Source organism: Dyella ginsengisoli, from assembly GCF_044904665.1.
Taxonomy (GTDB): Bacteria; Pseudomonadota; Gammaproteobacteria; order Xanthomonadales; family Rhodanobacteraceae; genus Dyella_A; species Dyella_A ginsengisoli.
This window is the reverse complement of sequence record NZ_JADIKM010000005.1, coordinates 295,631-312,952: the sequence shown is the minus strand read 5'-3', so window position 1 is coordinate 312,952 and position 17,322 is coordinate 295,631. Positions and strand designations below refer to the sequence as shown.

At 66.4% G+C, this 17,322-nt stretch carries 14 protein-coding genes and 1 pseudogene; 4 read left to right on the top strand and 11 right to left on the bottom strand.

The window, feature by feature from the left end; genetic code table 11:
- Window positions 1-12: 12 nt before the first annotated feature.
- The 9 genes and pseudogenes from ISP17_RS17300 to cmk form a co-directional block, all read right to left on the bottom strand.
- On the bottom strand, window positions 13-1,302 hold the full coding sequence (locus tag ISP17_RS17300) for an NAD(P)/FAD-dependent oxidoreductase (protein ID WP_404635368.1): 1,290 nt from the start codon (window positions 1,300-1,302) through the stop codon (window positions 13-15).
- Window positions 1,303-1,446: 144 nt separating this feature from the next.
- Window positions 1,447-2,322 (bottom strand): UTP--glucose-1-phosphate uridylyltransferase GalU, encoded by an 876-nt coding sequence (gene galU / locus ISP17_RS17295; RefSeq protein WP_404635366.1) that lies wholly within the window; start codon window positions 2,320-2,322, stop codon window positions 1,447-1,449.
- Window positions 2,323-4,218, bottom strand: coding sequence for a polysaccharide biosynthesis protein (locus tag ISP17_RS17290; protein WP_404635364.1), 1,896 nt, complete (start codon window positions 4,216-4,218; stop codon window positions 2,323-2,325).
- Window position 4,219: 1 nt separating this feature from the next.
- A complete protein-coding gene (locus ISP17_RS17285) occupies window positions 4,220-5,242 on the bottom strand; it encodes an MraY family glycosyltransferase (protein WP_404635362.1) in 1,023 nt (340 codons plus the stop codon).
- A gap of 1 nt (window position 5,243) precedes the next feature.
- Window positions 5,244-6,413 carry a lipopolysaccharide assembly protein LapB gene (gene lapB, locus ISP17_RS17280; protein WP_404635360.1) on the bottom strand — a complete coding sequence of 390 codons (1,170 nt, stop codon included), beginning with the start codon at window positions 6,411-6,413 and terminating at the stop codon, window positions 5,244-5,246.
- Window positions 6,410-6,664: a lipopolysaccharide assembly protein LapA domain-containing protein gene (locus ISP17_RS17275; RefSeq protein WP_404635358.1), complete on the bottom strand. Its 255-nt coding sequence runs from the start codon at window positions 6,662-6,664 to the stop codon at window positions 6,410-6,412. The genes lapB and ISP17_RS17275 overlap by 4 nt, the downstream gene beginning before the upstream one ends.
- A 122-nt stretch (window positions 6,665-6,786) precedes the next feature.
- Window positions 6,787-7,104: pseudogene (locus ISP17_RS17270) on the bottom strand (integration host factor subunit beta); the annotation flags it as partial.
- A 62-nt stretch (window positions 7,105-7,166) separates the two neighbouring features.
- Entirely contained in the window at window positions 7,167-8,840 is a 1,674-nt protein-coding gene (rpsA, locus tag ISP17_RS17265) for a 30S ribosomal protein S1 (protein ID WP_404635356.1), read from the bottom strand.
- A gap of 168 nt (window positions 8,841-9,008) precedes the next feature.
- Window positions 9,009-9,689 carry a (d)CMP kinase gene (cmk, locus tag ISP17_RS17260; RefSeq protein ID WP_404635354.1) on the bottom strand — a complete coding sequence of 227 codons (681 nt, stop codon included), beginning with the start codon at window positions 9,687-9,689 and terminating at the stop codon, window positions 9,009-9,011.
- Between the two features lie 110 nt (window positions 9,690-9,799).
- Between cmk and ISP17_RS17255 the strand changes: the two genes are divergently transcribed.
- From ISP17_RS17255 to ykgO, 4 genes are all read left to right on the top strand, one after another.
- Entirely contained in the window at window positions 9,800-10,057 is a 258-nt protein-coding gene (locus ISP17_RS17255) for an acyl-CoA-binding protein (protein ID WP_404635352.1), read from the top strand.
- A 77-nt stretch (window positions 10,058-10,134) separates the two neighbouring features.
- Complete coding sequence (locus ISP17_RS17250; protein WP_404635350.1) at window positions 10,135-12,153, top strand: FAD-dependent oxidoreductase; 2,019 nt, start codon at window positions 10,135-10,137, stop codon at window positions 12,151-12,153.
- Window positions 12,154-12,396: 243 nt separating this feature from the next.
- The gene (locus ISP17_RS17245) at window positions 12,397-13,308 is read left to right on the top strand and encodes a LysR family transcriptional regulator (protein WP_404635348.1); all 912 of its coding nucleotides are present in this window, start codon (window positions 12,397-12,399) and stop codon (window positions 13,306-13,308) included.
- A 61-nt stretch (window positions 13,309-13,369) separates the two neighbouring features.
- Window positions 13,370-13,495 carry a type B 50S ribosomal protein L36 gene (ykgO, locus tag ISP17_RS17240; protein WP_008215056.1) on the top strand — a complete coding sequence of 42 codons (126 nt, stop codon included), beginning with the start codon at window positions 13,370-13,372 and terminating at the stop codon, window positions 13,493-13,495.
- A gap of 126 nt (window positions 13,496-13,621) precedes the next feature.
- On the opposite strand, the gene greA is transcribed toward ykgO, so the two are convergent.
- Window positions 13,622-14,098, bottom strand: coding sequence for a transcription elongation factor GreA (gene greA, locus ISP17_RS17235; protein ID WP_404635346.1), 477 nt, complete (start codon window positions 14,096-14,098; stop codon window positions 13,622-13,624).
- On the bottom strand, window positions 14,095-17,322 hold the full coding sequence (gene carB, locus ISP17_RS17230) for a carbamoyl-phosphate synthase large subunit (RefSeq protein ID WP_404635344.1): 3,228 nt from the start codon (window positions 17,320-17,322) through the stop codon (window positions 14,095-14,097). Before carB ends, greA begins: the two co-directional genes overlap by 4 nt.

Genomic DNA, 17,322 nt, shown 5'->3' with positions numbered 1-17,322 from the left:
GCCCGGATCGGCTCAGCCTTCCAGTCGCGTCTTCAGCCAGTCGTTGAATTCATGCCACCAGTAGGTGGCCTGCGCGGCGGCGAAACCGGCGGGACGATGGGTGCTGGGCAGGCCGTAATCGGAAAACTGTTTCCAGCCGTCGTCGCCCTCGGCGATCGCGGCGGCAAGCAGTTCGCCGGCCGCGCAGGTCGGCGCCACGCCGTGGCCACCGAAAGCCTGCGCCCACCACAGGCCGCTGCCGTCGCTGCCGATCTGCGGCATCTGGTGGCGGGCGTAGCTCATCAGGCCGGACCAGGCGTAATCGATACGCACGCCCTTGAGCTGGGGGAACACGCGCAACAGGTCGCGCGTGAGCAGGCGCTGCACCGCCCGCGGAGAGCGGTTGAGCACCGAAATGCGTCCACCCCACAGCAACCGGCGGTCGGGCAGCGGCCGGTAGTAGTCGAAGGCGAAGCGGCTGTCGTAGATCGCCGCGCGGGTGTGCAGGCAGTCGTCCAGACGATCGCCCAGCGGCTCGGTGACCATCGCGTAGGTGGCGATCGGCAGCACGGCGCGATCGATGGTTTTCTGCAGGCCTGCCAGATACCCGCCGCAGGCCAGCACCACCTGATCGGCTATCACCTCGCCCTGGGCGGTGGTGATGCGCCAGCGCAGGCCCTCGCGCTCCAGCCGCCGCGCGCCGCTGGCCTCGTGGATCGCCACGCCTTGCCCGGCGGCCGCCTGCGCCAGGCCGATGGCGTAGTTGAGCGGATGCAGGTGCAGCGCATCGCGCTCGTACAGGCCGTCGAAATAGCGCGAGCTGCGCACGCGCTCGCGCAGCTCGTTCTGCGCCAGCCAGTCCCAGTGCACGCGGTAATGTTCGGCGAGCAGCTGCTGGCGCTGACGCAGCACGCCGGGATCGCGGAACCAGTTGGCCCAGATCACGCCCTCGTCGACCGCATCGCAGGCGATCGCATAGCGGGCCACGCGTTCGCGGATGCGCTGCACGGCGGCGGTGGTCAGCCCGAACAGCGCGCGCGCGCGCGGCTCGCCGAGTTGATCGAGCAGCGACTGCTCGCCCAGCGAATAGCCGCCGAACACGAATCCGCCATTGCGCCCGGAGGCACCGAAGCCAACCTGCTCACGCTCCAGCAGCACGACGTCCTTGACGCCACGCTCGGCCAGCCCGAGCGCGGTATTCAAACCGGCGTAGCCGCCGCCGATGATGGCGACCCGGGCCTCTCGCCGCCCCTGCAAGGGAGCAAAGGCCGGATAGGGGTTGGCGGTGGCGCGATAGTAGGAGGGTGCCGAGGACGGGTGCATGGGGGGACGCCGAGCCGGGGACCGGAAAGGCGGCGAGCATAGCGCCGCGCGGATGGAATACCTACGTGCCCGCGTGCAAGGCAAGCGCCTGGCTGCGCGGGGACGGCCCGCGACCGGATGACTCGATCCGGTCGCGGGAATCGCTCAATGCGTGGCGACGAACTCCCGCACCACCGCCGCCAGCTTGGGATCCTGCATGGCCATGTGCATGGTGGCGCGCACCAGACCGGCCTTGTTGCCGCAGTCGAAGCGCGTGCCTTCGAAGCGGTAAGCCAGCACCTTGCCCTGCTCCTTCAGCAGCGCCTCGATGGCATCGGTGAGCTGGATCTCGCCGCCGGCGCCGGGCGTGGTCTGCTCCAGCAGCTGGAAGATGCGGCCCGGCAGCACGTAGCGGCCGACCACCGCCAGGTTCGACGGCGCGTCGGCCGGCTTGGGTTTTTCGACCATGTGACGGATGGCGGCGCTGCGGTCGTCGACCGGCGTGGCGTCGACGATGCCGTACTTGTCGGTCTCGTCGTGCGGGACTTCTTCCACGGCGATGACGCCTGCATCCTGCGACAGCGCCAGATCGGCCATCTGGCCCAGCGCACCGCGGTGGGTGCCGTTCCAGATCAGATCGTCGGGCAGGATCACGCCGAACGGCTCGTCGCCCACCACCGGCTTGGCGCAGAGCACCGCGTGTCCCAGACCCAGCGCTTCGGGCTGGGTCACGAAGATCGCGCGCACGTGCCTGGGCAGCGTGCCCTGCACCATCGCCAGCAGCTCGGCCTTGCCCTTCTCCTGCAACTTGGCCTCCAGCTCGTAGGCCTTGTCGAAGTAGTCGGCGATGGCGTGCTTGTAGCGGTTGGTGACGAAGATCAGCGTGTCGGCCCCCGCGTCGACCGCCTCGTCCACGGCGTACTGGATCAGCGGACGATCCAGTACGGGCAGCATTTCCTTGGCCACCACCTTGGTGGCGGGCAGGAAACGCGTGCCGAGTCCGGCGACGGGGAACACGACCTTGCGCAGCGGCTTGCTCACTTACTTCTCTCCTGATTCCTGGCGGCGAATCGACACCACGTTGGCGGGCTGCGCCGTATCGCTCCAGCGGAACGACGGCAGCAGACTCGACACACAGCGGCGCAATTCTTCTTCATCGAATCGCTCGACGGCCTCGGCCGCCTTGTTGATCACGGCCTGCAGCAGCTCCCACGGGACCTCGCGATGTTGCGCGAGGAAGATCTTGGCGTGGGCGGTGGCGCTGTAGTTTTCCAGCGCGTGGAAAAGCTCCTCGAACAATTTCTCGCCGGCGCGCAGGCCGGTGTAGACGATCGGGATCTCGGTGCCCGGCTTCTTGCCGGCCAGGCGGATCATCTGCTCGGCGAGGTCGCGGATCTTGACCGGCTCGCCCATGTCCAGCGCGAAGATCTCGCCACCCCGGCCCAAGCTGGAGGCCTGCAGGATCAGCTGGCAAGCCTCGGGGATGGTCATGAAATAGCGCGACATCTCCGGATGGGTGACGGTCACCGGTCCGCCGTCGCGGATCTGCTGGCGGAACAGCGGCACCACCGAACCGGCCGAGTCCAGCACGTTGCCGAAACGCACGGTGATGAAGCGCGTGGTCGAGCGCGCGCCGAGGTTCTGGCACCAGATCTCGGCGATGCGCTTGCACGCACCCATCACGCTAGTGGGATTGACCGCCTTGTCGGTGGAGATCAGCACGAAGCATTCGACGCCGTGCTCGTGCGCCAGCTCGGCGACGTTGCGCGTGGCCAGCACGTTGTTGCGAAAGCCCGTGCGCAGCTGGTTCTGCAGCAGCGGCACGTGCTTGTAGGCGGCGGCATGGAACACCACCTGCGGTCGGTATTCGGCCAAGGCATGCGCCATCGCGACGCGATCGCTGCAGTCGGCCAGCACGCCGTTGAGGATCAGCTCCGGGTACTCGGTCGCCAGCTCCTTGCCGATGCGGTAGAGGTTGTATTCGCTGTTCTCCACCACCGTGAGCGACTGCGCGCCGAGCCGTGCGACCTGCCGGCACAGTTCCGAGCCGATCGAGCCGCCGCCGCCGGTGACCAGCACCCGTCGCCCGGTAAGATTTTCGCGAATGGCCGTCCAGTCGAGTTCCACCGCGTCGCGCCCGAGCAGGTCCTCGATCGCGACTTCCTTGATCTCGTTGAAATGCGCGCGGCCGGCGACCACGTCCTCCAGCCGGGGCACGGTGCGGTACGGCAGCCCGGTGCTGTCGCATAGTTCCACCACATGGCGCATCTGCGCGGTCGAGGCGCCGGGCAACGCGATGAGCAGCATTTCCACGCCGGTTTCGCGCGCCACGTCAGGCAGCTGATCCAGCGTACCCAGCACCGGGAAGCCACCGATCTTGGCGCCGCGCAGATTGCCCTGGTCGTCGACGAACCCGACCACCGAATAGCGGCTGTCGCGGCGCAGGTCGCGCAACAGCGCTTCGCCGGCCCGGTCCGCGCCAACGATCAGCACGCGCTTGACGGCCTTGGACTCGAACAAGTCCACGCGGCTGTCTTTCCAGTACCGGTAGAGCAGACGCGGCCCGCCCAGCAAGGTCGCCAGCACGACGGGGTACAGCAGCAGCACCGAGCGCGGCACACCCTCGAGGCGGTTGTAGAGAAACAGCGCCAAGCCGATCGCAAAGCTTCCCAACGCGGCAGCCCGTAGAATGTTCCACAGGTCGGGCAGACTCGCGAAACGCCACACCCCCTTGTAGAGGCCAGTCCAGGTAAACAGCAGACCCTGCACGAGCAGCACCAGCGGAAACTCAAGCGCAAAGAAGCTGACCCCCGCATCCGGCATCAGCGCGTAGCGGAGCGTCTTGGCGATCCACCAGGCAAGTGCCGCCACCAAGAGATCATGCAGGGCCACGGCCGCACGAGGGTGGATAGCTGCGATGGTTTTGCGCAATGACATGTCAAATCCTAACCGGCCCACGACGCAGGCAGCGCCGTTTCAGCCTTGTCCATGCGGCGGCGGTCAGCCCATAAGCTGCCAGGCAGGGCCACCAACCGTTCCCTGACTCGCGCCAGGCGAGCGCAGCGAGCGGAGCGCATACCACGAGGTTCCATGCGGCATAACCGATGCCCACCTGGCGGTGCGTCGCTCCCTTGCGCACCAGCCACTGGTACAGATGCTCCCGATGCGCACTGTACCAGCGGCGACCGCGCCAGATCCTGACTGAGAGGGTCAATCCCGCATCCGTAATGAAGCTCGCGCTGAGCGTTGCCAGAGGCCAGATGAGCGCGGCGCGATCACGCCAGAGCAAGGCCGCCAGCGCGAAGACCATGAAACCGACGGCACCACTGCCGACGTCACCCATGAAGATGCGCGCGGGCGGTCGATTGAAAAGCCAGAACCCCAGGCACGCCAGCATCAGGACCAGTGATGTGTCGGCCAGGGTCCAGGCCGACTGATCTGCCGCCAGTGCGGCGGTTCCCGCGAACACGAACAGGGCCTGCTGGGCGAGCAGGCCATCGATGCCGTCCATGAAATTGTGCAGGTTGATGCTGCCCACGCCGGCCAGCAGCAGCAGCGGCAACCAGAGCACCGGCATGCCTGAGCCCACCATCGCCGCCCCCATGCCCAGCACGGCCAGCGACTGGACGGCCAGGCGCGGCACCACCGGCAGCGGTCGATGGTCGTCCCACCAGCCGGTGGCCGCCACCATGGCCAGCCCGAGCCAGAGAGCGGCGGCTTCAGCGGGCGGCAGCTGCGCAGGAGGCACGATCAGGCATGCCGGCAACAGGACCAGCGCCGCCACCACAATGCCGATGCCGCCGCCGCGGGGGGTCGGCGTGGTGTGCGAACGCCGCTGTCCGGGTTGATCCAGCATGCCGCGGCGGTGCGCGTAGCCGATCGCCGCCCACACGATCAGCATGGAAAGCAGGAACGAGAGCAGCGGGATCAGCAAGGCCAGCCCTGGCACGTCCATCCCCATGCTATTCGTTGGCCACGCCGTGGATCGGGCGGATCGTACTCCAGCTCTTGCAGCTCGGGCATTGCCAGTGGTGCGCCTTGGCGCCGAAGCCGCAGCGGCTGCAGCGATACATCGCCTGCCCTTCCAGCAGCTTCTTGGTGAGGTCGCGCAGGATCAGGAAATTGTCGCGCGCCTCGCCGTGGATCTTGTCCAGGGTGGCGTCGATGAGCGCCATCAATCCGCGCACCGAGGGGCGCTGGCGCAGCTGGGCGGTGAGGAAATCCACTGCCACCCGTTCGCCGTCGCGCTGCTGGTACAGGCGCGTCAACGCCAGTACCGGCGAGATGCCGTGGTAACGGCCCAGAATGTCCTGCAGGAAGTGTTCCGCACGCTCCATCTGCTGGGTGCAGGCGTAGCTGTTGAGCAGCGGCGGGAGGATTTCCGGCACAAAGGCGATATCCGCCGCCACCGCGGCTTCGTAGGCGACGATCGCAGCAGCATGCTCGCCCTGTTCGGCGTGCAAGCGCCCGGTAAGCATGAAGGCGCGCACGCAGTCCGGCTGGCATTCGAAGGCCTGCTTCAGGTAGTCGGCCGCTTCCTTGTGCGCGCCATGCTGGCGCGACCGTTCGGCCAGTTCGCAATAGAACTGGGCGACCATCGCGGACTCATCCTCGCCGGTCATCGCTTCCAACCGCCGCGCGTGCTCGATGGCCTTGTTCCAGTCGCGCTCGTGCTGGTAGATCGAGATCAGGTGGCGCAAGGCAGACGGGGCGTGGGCGTCCATCGCCACGAGATCGCAGAACAGCGTTTCGGCGCGATCGAGCAGGCCGGCGCGCATGTAGTCCTCACCCAGCTCCAGCAATGCCACGGTTTTCATCGCGTCGGAGAGCCCCGGGCGGGAGACCAGGTGCTGGTGCAGCCGGATGGCCCGATCCACCTCGCCGCGCCGGCGAAACAGATTGCCCAGCGCCAGATGAGTTTCCACCGTATCGCGGTTGTATTCGGCGAGCTTGAGGAATACCTCGATCGCCTTGTCCTGCTCCTCGTTGAGCAGATAGTTGAGGCCGCGGAAATAGTCCGACGAGAGCTCGCTCACCTTGGCGCCGGAACGACGCGCGCCGGCACGTCGCGCTGTCCACCAGCCGCTGATGAAAGCCACCGGCAAGAGCAATAACGCGTACAGCGGATTCATGAGCGATTCGCGGCCGGCTTGGCCTCGCGCGAACGGCGCAGCGTGGCGCGCTGGCGCCAGCGCATGCCCCACCAGGCAGTGAGCCCGCCCAGCAGCCAGCCGATCAGCAATGCCGCCAGCCATGCTGCCCCCTTGGGCAGGGTCAGCCGCGCGAAGGCGAAGTCGTAGGTGACGAGATCGGCGTTGAGCGCCCCCAGCAAAATGCCGAGCGCGATGAAGACAAGCACGATGAGCAAGGAAAGCAGTCGCATCGCGTGACTTTAACCGATCGCCCATGACCGGCACAGGCTCTCGACCATCTGATGTTTCGCCCACAAAAAAGGCAGGACCGACTCATCGTCGCCTGCCTTCGTCCATTGCGGGAAAGAGCCGCTCAGTCCTGCTCCAGCTCCAGTTGCTGGTTTACCCGCTCGCGCAGCTCCTTGCCGGGCTTGAAATGCGGGACATGCTTTCCAGGAAGCGCCACCGCTTCGCCCGTCTTGGGGTTGCGACCCATGCGCGGCGGTCGGTAGTGCAAGGCAAAGCTGCCAAACCCGCGCACCTCGATGCGTTCGCCGTTGGACAGGGCATGGCTCATCTGTTCGATAACGCTCTTGACGGCTAGCTCGACGTCACCGAACGCAAGGTGCTGCTGGCGCTTCGCCAGCGCCTCGATCAACTCGGATTTGGTCATGGTCCCCAGTGTCCGTGACGTGAAACGGCGGGGCGGCCGTGAAGCCGCCCCGCGTTCTGCTTGCCGGCGGGTCGCCGGACTTAGTCAGCCTTGTTGAGCTGTTCCTGCAGCAGCGCGCCGAGCTTGGTCGTGCCGGTGCTGGCCGAACCGTAGTCCGCCATCAGGTCCTGCACTTCCTCCTCGTCCTTCGCGCGGATCGAGAGCTGCAGCACGCGGCCCTTGCGATCCATGCCGGTGAACTTGGCCTCGACCTTGTCGCCCACCTTCAGGTGCTGGGTGGCGTCGTCGATGCGCTCCTTGGCGATGTCGTTGGCGCGCAGGTAACCCTCGACGCCCTCGCCCAGATCGATCGTGGCGCCCTTCGCATCGACTTCCTTCACGGTGCCGTTGACGATGGTGCCGCGCGGATTGCTGGCCATGAACTGGCCGAACGGATCCTGCTCCATCTGCTTGATGCCCAGCGAGATGCGCTCGCGCTCCGGGTCCACCGCCAGCACCACGGCCTCGATCTCGTCGCCCTTCTTGAAGTTGCGAACCAGATCCTCGCCCGAGGCCTGCCAGGAGATGTCGGACAGGTGCACCAGGCCATCGATGCCGCCGTCCAGGCCGATGAAGATGCCGAAGTCGGTGATCGACTTGATCTGACCGGAGACCTTGTCGTTCTTCTTGTGCATCGCTGCGAACGCTTCCCACGGATTGGAACGCGTCTGCTTGATGCCCAGCGAGATGCGGCGACGCTCTTCATCCACGTCCAGCACCATGACTTCGGTCTCGTCGCCGACCTGCACCACCTTGGCCGGATTGACGTTCTTGTTGGTCCAGTCCATCTCGGACACGTGGACCAGACCCTCGACACCCGGCTCGATCTCGACGAAGCAGCCGTAATCGGTGACGTTGGAGACCTTGCCGAACAGACGGCTGCCGACCGGGTAACGGCGGGCGATCGCGACCCACGGATCGTCGCCCAGCTGCTTCAGGCCCAGCGAGACGCGGTTGCGCTCGCGGTCGTACTTCAGCACGCGGACGTCCAGCTCGTCGCCGACGTTGACCACTTCGGACGGGTGACGCACGCGCTTCCACGCCATGTCGGTGATGTGCAGCAGGCCGTCGATGCCGCCCAGGTCCACGAACGCGCCGTAGTCGGTGAGGTTCTTGACGGTGCCCTTGACCACCGCACCCTCGGTCAGGCGCTCAAGCAGCTTCTCGCGCTCCTCGGAGAACTCGGTCTCGACGACGGCACGGCGGCTGACCACCACGTTGTTGCGCTTGCGATCGAGCTTGATGATCTTGAACTCGAGTTCCTTGCCCTCGAGGTAGACCGGATCGCGCACGGGACGCACATCGACCAGCGAGCCCGGCAGGAATGCGCGGACGTCCTTGATGTCGACGGTGAAACCGCCCTTGACCTTGCCCGAGATCATGCCGGTGATGGTCTCTTCCTTGTCGAACGCCTGCTCCAGGTCGTCCCACACCATCGAACGCTTGGCCTTCTCGCGCGACAGCTTGGTCTCGCCGAAACCGTCTTCCAGTGCGTCGAGGGCAACCTTCACCTCGTCGCCCACCTGCACTTCCAACTCGCCCTTCTCGTCCTTGAACTGCTCGATCGGGACGATGCCTTCGCTCTTCAGGCCGGCGTTGATCACGACAACGTCGTTGCGGATCTCCACCACGATGCCCGTGACGATGGCGCCCGGCTTGAGCTTGGAAATGGCCTGCTGGCTCTGTTCAAACAGCTCGGCAAAACTTTCAGTCATGTTGATTCCAGAAATAAGAAAGGCCGTGATTCCCTGCGCGCCGTCGGATGTAATGCGCAAAGAACTGATGGGCCCACCGGTTGTGGGTGATTCGGGGAACGTTCCCCTCGCCACCGTTGACCAAAACCCCATGCCGCGGCTGGGGCGCTGAAACCGTCGATCGACCGGTCAGGGTCGAACGACGGCGAATACTTTGGCGACGACGTCGGCGATCGGCATGCCGGTGGTATCCACCAGAACCGCATCGGCGGCGGGCTTGAGCGGCGCGACGGCTCGCGAGGCATCGCGGGCGTCACGCGCTTCAATTTCGCGCTGCAGGCCGGAAAGTGTAACGCTGAGGCCCTTTTCCTTCAACTGCTTATAGCGTCTTTTCGCCCGTTCGGCAGCGCTGGCGGTGAGGAACACCTTGTGCGCGGCATCCGGGAAGATCACGGTGCCCATGTCGCGCCCGTCGGCGACCAGTCCCGGCGCCTTGCGAAACCCCAGCTGCATGTCCACAAGCGCCTGACGTACCGAGGGAATCGAGGCAATGGCGGACGCCGCGGCGCCGGCCGTTTCGGTACGAAGCTCGTCGGTCGCATCATGGCCGTTCACCAGCACCCGGGTGTCGTGTCCGTCCGCGGAGGGCTGGAACCGGATCCTGGTGGATTGGGCACAGCGCGTGACCGCCTCGACATCGGACAGATCCAGCCCGGCCGCGCCGGCCGCATAGCCCACCGCCCGGTAGAGCGCCCCCGAGTCGAGCAACCGCCAGCCCAACTGCTCGGCCACCAACCGGCTGATGGTGCCCTTGCCCGATCCCGACGGCCCGTCGATGGTGAGTACGGGCACGGTGACTGAGCGACTCATGGGCGGTTCCTGCTGGGAATCAAACGCCCATGTTACCGCGTTGACCCCCACCGGGGTGCGTGCTATCAAGCCGCGCACGGTCCGTTCCGGGCCTCGGGGGCAAGCCATCCATGAGCGATCTGCAGCGCGCGTTCGAGCAAGCCGCCGAAGACGTCAAACGCCTCGGCACGCGCCCGGACAACGATACGCTGCTCAAGCTCTACGCCCTGTTCAAGCAGGGCTCCGAGGGCGACGTGCAGGGACCGCAGCCGGGCTTCTTCGACTTTGTCGGCACGGCCAAATACGAGGCATGGGCGCAGCTGCGCGGCATCGAACGCGACGAGGCCCGACGCCGCTACATCGCTTTGGTCGAGCGGCTGCTGGCCTGATCCCGCAGGGCGCCGGCGCTTGCTTTTGAGTGGCGCTTGCAGGCAGATTCATACGATCGTTTGATCGGATTGCCGCCATGCCCTACCCGCACCTGCTGGCCCCCCTCGACCTGGGCCACGTCACCCTGCCCAACCGGGTGCTGATGGGTTCGATGCACACCGGTCTGGAAGACCGCGCGGCCGACTACGACAAGCTCGCCGCCTATTTCGCCGAGCGTGCGCGCGGCGGCGTCGGCCTGATGGTGACCGGCGGCATCGCTCCCAGCATCGAGGGCTGGCTCAAGCCGTTCGGTGGCCGTCTGTCGATGCCATGGCATGTCGGGCGCCATCGCAAGGTCACCCGCGCGGTGCATGCGGAAGGCGGACGCATCTGCATGCAGATCCTGCACGCGGGCCGCTACGGCTATCACCCGCTCTCCGTGGCGCCGTCGACGATCAAGTCTCCGATCACCCCATTCACGCCGCGCGCCCTGAGCGCCCGCGGGGTGGAACGCACGATCGGCGACTTCGTGCGCAGCGCCCAGTTGGCCCGCGATGCCGGTTACGACGGCGTGGAAGTGATGGGCTCGGAGGGTTACCTGATCAACCAGTTCATCGCCGAGCGCACCAACCACCGCAGCGACGCCTGGGGTGGCGATGCGGCCCGGCGAATGCGCTTGGCGATCGAGATCGTGCGCCGCACGCGCGAGGCGGTCGGCCCGGACTTCCTGCTGATCTATCGGCTGTCGATGCTGGACCTGGTGGAACAGGGCCAGGACTGGAGCGAGATCGTCACGCTGGCCAAGGCGATCGAGGCGGCCGGCGCGAGCCTCATCAATACCGGCATCGGTTGGCACGAGGCGCGCATCCCCACCATCGTGACCTCGGTGCCGCGCGGCGCCTTCGCCTGGGTGACCCAGCGCCTGAAAGGCGAGATCGGCATTCCGCTGATCACCACCAACCGCATCAACATGCCCGCCGTCGCCGAGCAGATCCTCGCCAGCGGCCAGGCTGACATGGTGTCGATGGCCCGCCCGCTGCTGGCCGATCCGCACTGGGTGCGCAAGGCCGCGGCGGACCACGCTGACCGGATCAACACCTGCATCGCCTGCAACCAGGCCTGTCTGGATCACGTGTTCCAGAACAAGCGCGCCAGCTGCCTGGTCAACCCGCGCGCATGCCACGAGACCGAACTGGTTGTGGCGCCGACCACTGCGGCCCGGCGCATTGCCGTGGTCGGCGCAGGGCCGGCGGGCATGGCCTGTGCCGCGACGCTGGCAGAGCGCGGTCATGCGGTGACCCTGTTCGACCAGGCCGACCGCATCGGCGGCCAGTTCAACTACGCCAAGCGGATTCCAGGCAAGGAGGAATTCCACGAGACGCTGCGCTACTTCGGCCACCGATTGGCCGATGCCCGCGTCACGCTCGCCTTGGGGTCTCGCGTGGAGGCAGCGTCGCTCATCGACACCGGCTTCGACGACGTGGTGCTGGCAACCGGCATCACGCCACGCAAGATCAGCTTCCCCGGCAGCGATGATCCTCGCGTGCTGAGCTATCTCGAGGTGCTGGCGCGCGACCATCCGGTCGGGGCGCGGGTGGCGATCATTGGCGCCGGGGGTATCGGCTTCGATGTCGCCGAATTCCTGGTCGAATCGGGGCCGGCGACCAGCACCGATATCCCACGCTGGAGTCGCGAGTGGGGCGTGGACATGCAGATGGCACATCGCGGGGGCCTGCAGCCGCCGCATCCGGAACCGCCCGCGCGCCAGGTGTGGCTGCTTCAGCGAAGCGAGGGCCGCCCCGGCGCGCGCCTCAACAAGACCACCGGATGGGTGCATCGGGCCACGCTCAAATCCCGGCAGGTGCAAATGATCGGCGGAGTCAGTTACGAGCGCTTCGACGACGAGGGACTGCACGTGCGCATCGACGGCGCGCCCCGGGTACTGCCCGTGGATCACGTAGTGGTCTGCGCCGGACAGGAGCCGAATCGAGCCCTGCTCGATGGGCTGACCGCGGCCGGCGTGACCACGCACGTGATCGGCGGCGCGGACGTCGCGGCCGAACTCGACGCCAAGCGAGCGATCGACCAGGGGACCCGGTTGGCAGCGCGTCTCTGACCGCTGCAGCGGAGGAGCTCATCGGACGCATGCCGGCGCCCGACCGCATAAAAGAAAGCGCCTCGCGAGCGACGCGTCGACAGTGGCTCAGGGGGGGAGGCCGAAAGTCGCGGGGATAGCGTCGCTGCGAGGCGGGGCCGCGTCACCAGGGGGAGGGGAAGGTGACGGACGAGCAGAATCATACGGTCGCCGGGTACGCGCTTCCAATATATATTTGGCGCCTTACTTATCTGATTTCCATATATGTTTGATTTCCGCCAGCTCCGCTATTACGTGGCGGTCTGCGAGGAGCTGAGCTTCACGCGGGCCGCGCGGCGCCTGCATCTGTCGCAACCGCCGCTCTCGCAGCAGATCCAGGCGCTGGAACAGGATCTGGGCGTCCGGCTGCTGGAACGCACCAAGCGCTCGGTGGCGCTGACCGAACCGGGGCGGATCTTTCTCGACCACGCCCGGCAGATCCTCGCGAAGGCCGATGAGGCGCGCACCCAGGTGGCCGCGGCCGCGGCCGGCCACAGTGGTCAACTCCGCCTCGCCTATACCGTGTCGGTCTCGTTCCACCCCTCCCTGCCGCGGGTACTGCTGCGCTACGGGCAGGTGGCGCCCAACGTGCGTGTCGAGCTGTGCGAGCTCTACACCGAGCCGCAATTCGAGGCCTTGCTGGATGGCAAGATCGACGTCGGCTTCGTGCGCGACGAACCCCAGCGTTCCATCGATGCCAAGGCCTTGCGCATGACGGTGCTCGATCGCGAGCCGCTGCTCCTTGCCCTGCCCTCCGGCCATCCGCTGTCCGGGCGAAGCAGCCTGCGCATGGACGAGGTCGCCCACGAATCCTTCGTGGCACAGCCCCGCGAGGTCGCCGCCACGCTGTACGACCGACTGGTCCTGCTGGCCAACAAGGCGGGCTTCCAGCCACAAATCCGCCGCCATGCCCAGCAGGTCAACGGCATGCTGGCCATGGTGGCGGCAGGGCTCGGCCTTGCGCTGGTACCGGCGACCATGCGCACGGTGCGCCTGGCCGGCCTTACGTACGTGCCCGTGGAAGATCCCGATGCCTACATGCTGCTGGCCGTCGCCAGCCGGGCGAACGACGACTCGCCGGTACTGGCCCAGTTCCTGGCAGTGGTCACGGAAACGGTAGTCTCGGGCGGCTTGTGATGCCCGTGCGAGCCGGTTACACTTGCGGACTTGAATTTTCTTTTTGTATCAGGAGCTGGCCGTGAAGGTGCTTTCCTCTTTGAAGTCCGCCAAGCAGCGGCACCGTGACTGCAAGGTTGTGCGCCGTCGCGGCAAGGTGTTCGTGATCTGCAAGAGCAACCCGCGTTTCAAGGCCCGTCAGCGCTGATCCATCAGCACTGCGTGTCACGCAAAAAGGCCGCGCAAGCGGCCTTTTTTGTTGCCTGGATTCCTGGCACGACCCACGCTGCCTGATCATCCCGTGGCACCTGCTGCACCACGGGATGACGGCTGATCAGTCGTAGCGCACCGCAATGATCTCGTAGTGCTTCACGCCGTTGGGGGCGGTGAACTCGAAACTGTCGCCGGCGCTCTTGCCGATCAACGCGCGGGCGATCGGTGAGGAGACCGCGATAAGGCGCTTCTTGATGTCCGCTTCCAGGTCACCGACGATCTGGTAGGTCACCGCTTCGCCGCTGTCTTCGTCCTCCAGGTCGACGGTGGCACCGAACACCACACGGTTGCCGGCACCGAGCTTGGTGATGTCGATCACCTCGGCGGTGGACAAGGCCGCTTCCAGCTCGCCAATGCGCCCCTCGATGAAGCTCTGCTGTTCGCGGGCGGCGTGGTACTCGGCGTTCTCCTTCAGATCGCCGTGCGCACGCGCCTCGGCAATCGCCGCGATGATCTTCGGGCGGTCCTGCGACTTCAGCCGGTCCAGTTCGGCGCGCAGGCGCTCGGCGCCAGCCTTGGTCATGGGTGCACGGCTCATACGTTCAACTCCCTGTGCAGTTCCTGCAGGCTGTGCACCTCGCCGTCGCCGTGGAAATCCAGCGAATGGACGAGGGCGCGCGCGCCGGCAACGGTGGTGGAATACGTGACGCGGTGCTGCAGCGCCTCGCGCCGGATCGAGAACGAATCGGCGATCGCCTGCTTGCCCTCGGTCGTGTTGACGATATAGACGATCTCGCCGTTCTTGATCAGGTCGACGATGTGCGGCCGGCCCTCAAGCACCTTGTTGATGCGCTCGCATGGCACGCCATGCTCGATAAGGAACGCGGCGGTGCCGGCGGTGGCAACCAGACTGAAACCGCGGTTGAGCACGTCCTGCGCCACCGGCAGCAGGCGATCCTTGTCGGCGTCGCGCACCGACACGAACACCTTGCCCTTGGGCGGCGTCTTGATCCCGGCGGCATCATGGCCGCGCGCGAACGCGGCGCCGAAGCTGCGGCCCACGCCCATCACCTCGCCGGTGGAACGCATCTCGGGACCGAGGATGGGATCGACGTTCTGGAACTTCAGGAACGGGAAGATCGCCTCCTTCACCGAGTAGTAGGCAGGGATTACCTCGCGCGTCGCGCCCTGATCGGCCAGCGAACGACCGGCCATGCAGCGCGCGGCGATCTTGGCCAGCGGCACGCCGGTGGCCTTGGAGACAAACGGCACGGTACGGGAAGCGCGCGGGTTCACCTCGAGGATGAACACGGTATCGCCCTGGATGGCGAACTGCGTGTTCATCAGGCCGATGACCTTGAGCTCCTTGGCCATCGCGGTGACCTGACGGCGCATCTCGTTCTGGATCTCACCGGAGAGCGAATATGGCGGCAGCGAGCAGGACGAGTCGCCCGAGTGCACGCCGGCCTCCTCGATGTGCTCCATGATGCCGCCGATCAGCACGTTGCCCTCGGCGTCGGCGATGATGTCCACGTCCACCTCGACCGCATGGTCGAGGAAGCGGTCCAGCAGCACCGGCGAATCGTTGGAGACCTGCACCGCCTCGCGGATGTAGCGCGCCAGATCGGCGTCGTCGTAGACCACTTCCATGGCGCGGCCGCCGAGCACGTAGCTGGGACGGACCACCAGCGGATAGCCGATCTCGCGGGCCAGCGCCAGCGCCTCGTCGGCATTGCGTGCGGTGCGGTTCGGCGGCTGGCGCAGGCCGATCTTCTCGATCATCTGCTGGAAGCGCTCGCGGTCCTCGGCGAGGTCGATCGAGTCGGGCGAGGTGCCGATGATCGGCGCCCCGGCCGCCTCGAGCGCACGGGCAAGCTTCAGCGGGGTCTGGCCGCCGTACTGCACGATCACGCCCTTGGGCTTTTCCAGATCGACGATTTCCAGCACGTCCTCCAGCGTCAGCGGCTCGAAGTACAGGCGGTCGGAGGTGTCGTAGTCGGTGGAGACGGTCTCCGGGTTGCAGTTGACCATGATGGTTTCGTAGCCGTCCTCGCGCAGGGCGAGCGCGGCATGCACGCAGCAGTAGTCGAACTCGATGCCCTGACCGATCCGGTTGGGGCCGCCGCCGAGCACAATGATCTTCTCGCGATCGGTTGGTGCCGCCTCGCACTCTTCCTCGTAGGTCGAGTACATGTAGGCGGTGGTGGTGGCGAACTCGGCGGCACAGGAGTCGACGCGCTTGTACACCGGGCGCACGCCCAAGGTGCGGCGCAGGTGGCGCACGGCCGCCTCGTCGGTACCCACCAGTTCGGCCAGGCGCGCGTCGGAAAAGCCCATGCGCTTGAGCGCACGGATGCGCGGCTCATCGAGCGAGGTGATGCCCTGCGACTGCACCTCGCCCTCGGTCAACACGATGTCCTCGAATGCTGCCAGGAACCAGGGATCGACGCGGCTGAGCGTGTGGACTTCTTCCAGCGTCATGCCGGCGCGAAACGCATCGGCCAGATGGAACACGCGATCCGGGCGCGGCTCGCGCAGCTCCCGCTTGAGCGTGGCCAGACCGCTGTCGGTGGTGATGTCCAGGCCGGTCGGATTGAGGCCGTTCTTGCCGATCTCCAGGCCGCGCAGCGCCTTCTGCAGCGACTCGTGGAAGCTGCGGCCGATCGCCATCACTTCGCCCACCGACTTCATCTGGGTGGTGAGGCGGGCGTCGGCCGAAGGGAACTTCTCGAACGCGAAACGCGGGATCTTGGTCACCACGTAGTCGATGGCCGGCTCGAACGAGGCCGGGGTCAGGCCCCCGGTGATGTCGTTCTTCAGCTCGTCCAGCGTGTAGCCGACCGCCAGCTTGGCGGCGATCTTGGCGATCGGGAAGCCGGTGGCCTTGGACGCCAGCGCGGACGAGCGCGACACGCGCGGATTCATCTCGATCACCACCACGCGACCGTTTTCGGCATTGATGCCGAACTGCACGTTGGAGCCGCCGGTATCCACGCCGATCTTGCGCAGCACCGCGATCGAGGCGTCGCGCAGGCGCTGGTATTCCTTGTCGGTAAGGGTCTGCGCCGGTGCCACGGTGATCGAGTCGCCGGTGTGCACGCCCATCGGATCGAGGTTCTCGATCGAGCACACGATGATGCAGTTGTCCGCCTTGTCGCGGACCACTTCCATCTCGAATTCCTTCCAACCCAGCACCGACTCTTCAACCAGCACTTCGTGCACCGGTGAGAGCTCGAGGCCACGTTTGACGATCTCCTCGAACTCCTCGACGTTGTAAGCAATGCCGCCGCCGGAGCCGCCCAGCGTGAAGCTGGGGCGGATGACCGTGGGGAAGCCCACGGCAGCCTGCATCTCCACCGCCTGCTCGTAGGTGCGGGCGACCGCGGCCTTGGGGCAATCGAGGCCGATCTCGGCCATCGCCTGCTTGAACAGCTCGCGGTCCTCGGCCATGCGGATCGCCTCGCGCGAGGCGCCGATCAGCTCGACGTCGTACTTCTCCAGCACGCCGTTATCGGCAAGGTCCAACGCGCAGTTGAGACCCGTCTGGCCGCCCATGGTGGGCAGCACCGCGTCCGGGCGCTCCTTGGCGATGATGCGCTCCACCGTCTGCCAGTTGATCGGCTCGATGTACACCGCGTCGGCGGTGTCCGGGTCGGTCATGATGGTGGCGGGGTTGGAGTTCACCAGGATCACCCGGTAGCCCTCTTCCTTCAGCGCCTTGCAGGCCTGGGCGCCGGAGTAGTCGAACTCGCAGGCTTGGCCGATCACGATCGGGCCGGCGCCGATGATGAGGATGGACTTGATATCGGTACGCTTGGCCAT

Excerpts from the sequence above, each read along its gene's own strand:
- ISP17_RS17300 (WP_404635368.1), bottom strand. The coding sequence starts at position 1,302 with ATGCACCCGTCCTCGGCACCCTCCTACTATCGCGCCACCGCCAACCCC.
- ISP17_RS17290 (WP_404635364.1), bottom strand. The coding sequence starts at position 4,218 with ATGTCATTGCGCAAAACCATCGCAGCTATCCACCCTCGTGCGGCCGTG.
- ISP17_RS17285 (WP_404635362.1), bottom strand. The coding sequence starts at position 5,242 with ATGGGGATGGACGTGCCAGGGCTGGCCTTGCTGATCCCGCTGCTCTCG.
- lapB (WP_404635360.1), bottom strand. The coding sequence starts at position 6,413 with ATGAATCCGCTGTACGCGTTATTGCTCTTGCCGGTGGCTTTCATCAGC.
- ISP17_RS17275 (WP_404635358.1), bottom strand. The coding sequence starts at position 6,664 with ATGCGACTGCTTTCCTTGCTCATCGTGCTTGTCTTCATCGCGCTCGGC.
- rpsA (WP_404635356.1), bottom strand. The coding sequence starts at position 8,840 with ATGACTGAAAGTTTTGCCGAGCTGTTTGAACAGAGCCAGCAGGCCATT.
- cmk (WP_404635354.1), bottom strand. The coding sequence starts at position 9,689 with ATGAGTCGCTCAGTCACCGTGCCCGTACTCACCATCGACGGGCCGTCG.
- ISP17_RS17255 (WP_404635352.1), top strand. The coding sequence starts at position 9,800 with ATGAGCGATCTGCAGCGCGCGTTCGAGCAAGCCGCCGAAGACGTCAAA.
- ISP17_RS17250 (WP_404635350.1), top strand. The coding sequence starts at position 10,135 with ATGCCCTACCCGCACCTGCTGGCCCCCCTCGACCTGGGCCACGTCACC.
- ISP17_RS17245 (WP_404635348.1), top strand. The coding sequence starts at position 12,397 with ATGTTTGATTTCCGCCAGCTCCGCTATTACGTGGCGGTCTGCGAGGAG.
- greA (WP_404635346.1), bottom strand. The coding sequence starts at position 14,098 with ATGAGCCGTGCACCCATGACCAAGGCTGGCGCCGAGCGCCTGCGCGCC.
- carB (WP_404635344.1), bottom strand. The coding sequence starts at position 17,322 with ATGGCCAAGCGTACCGATATCAAGTCCATCCTCATCATCGGCGCCGGC.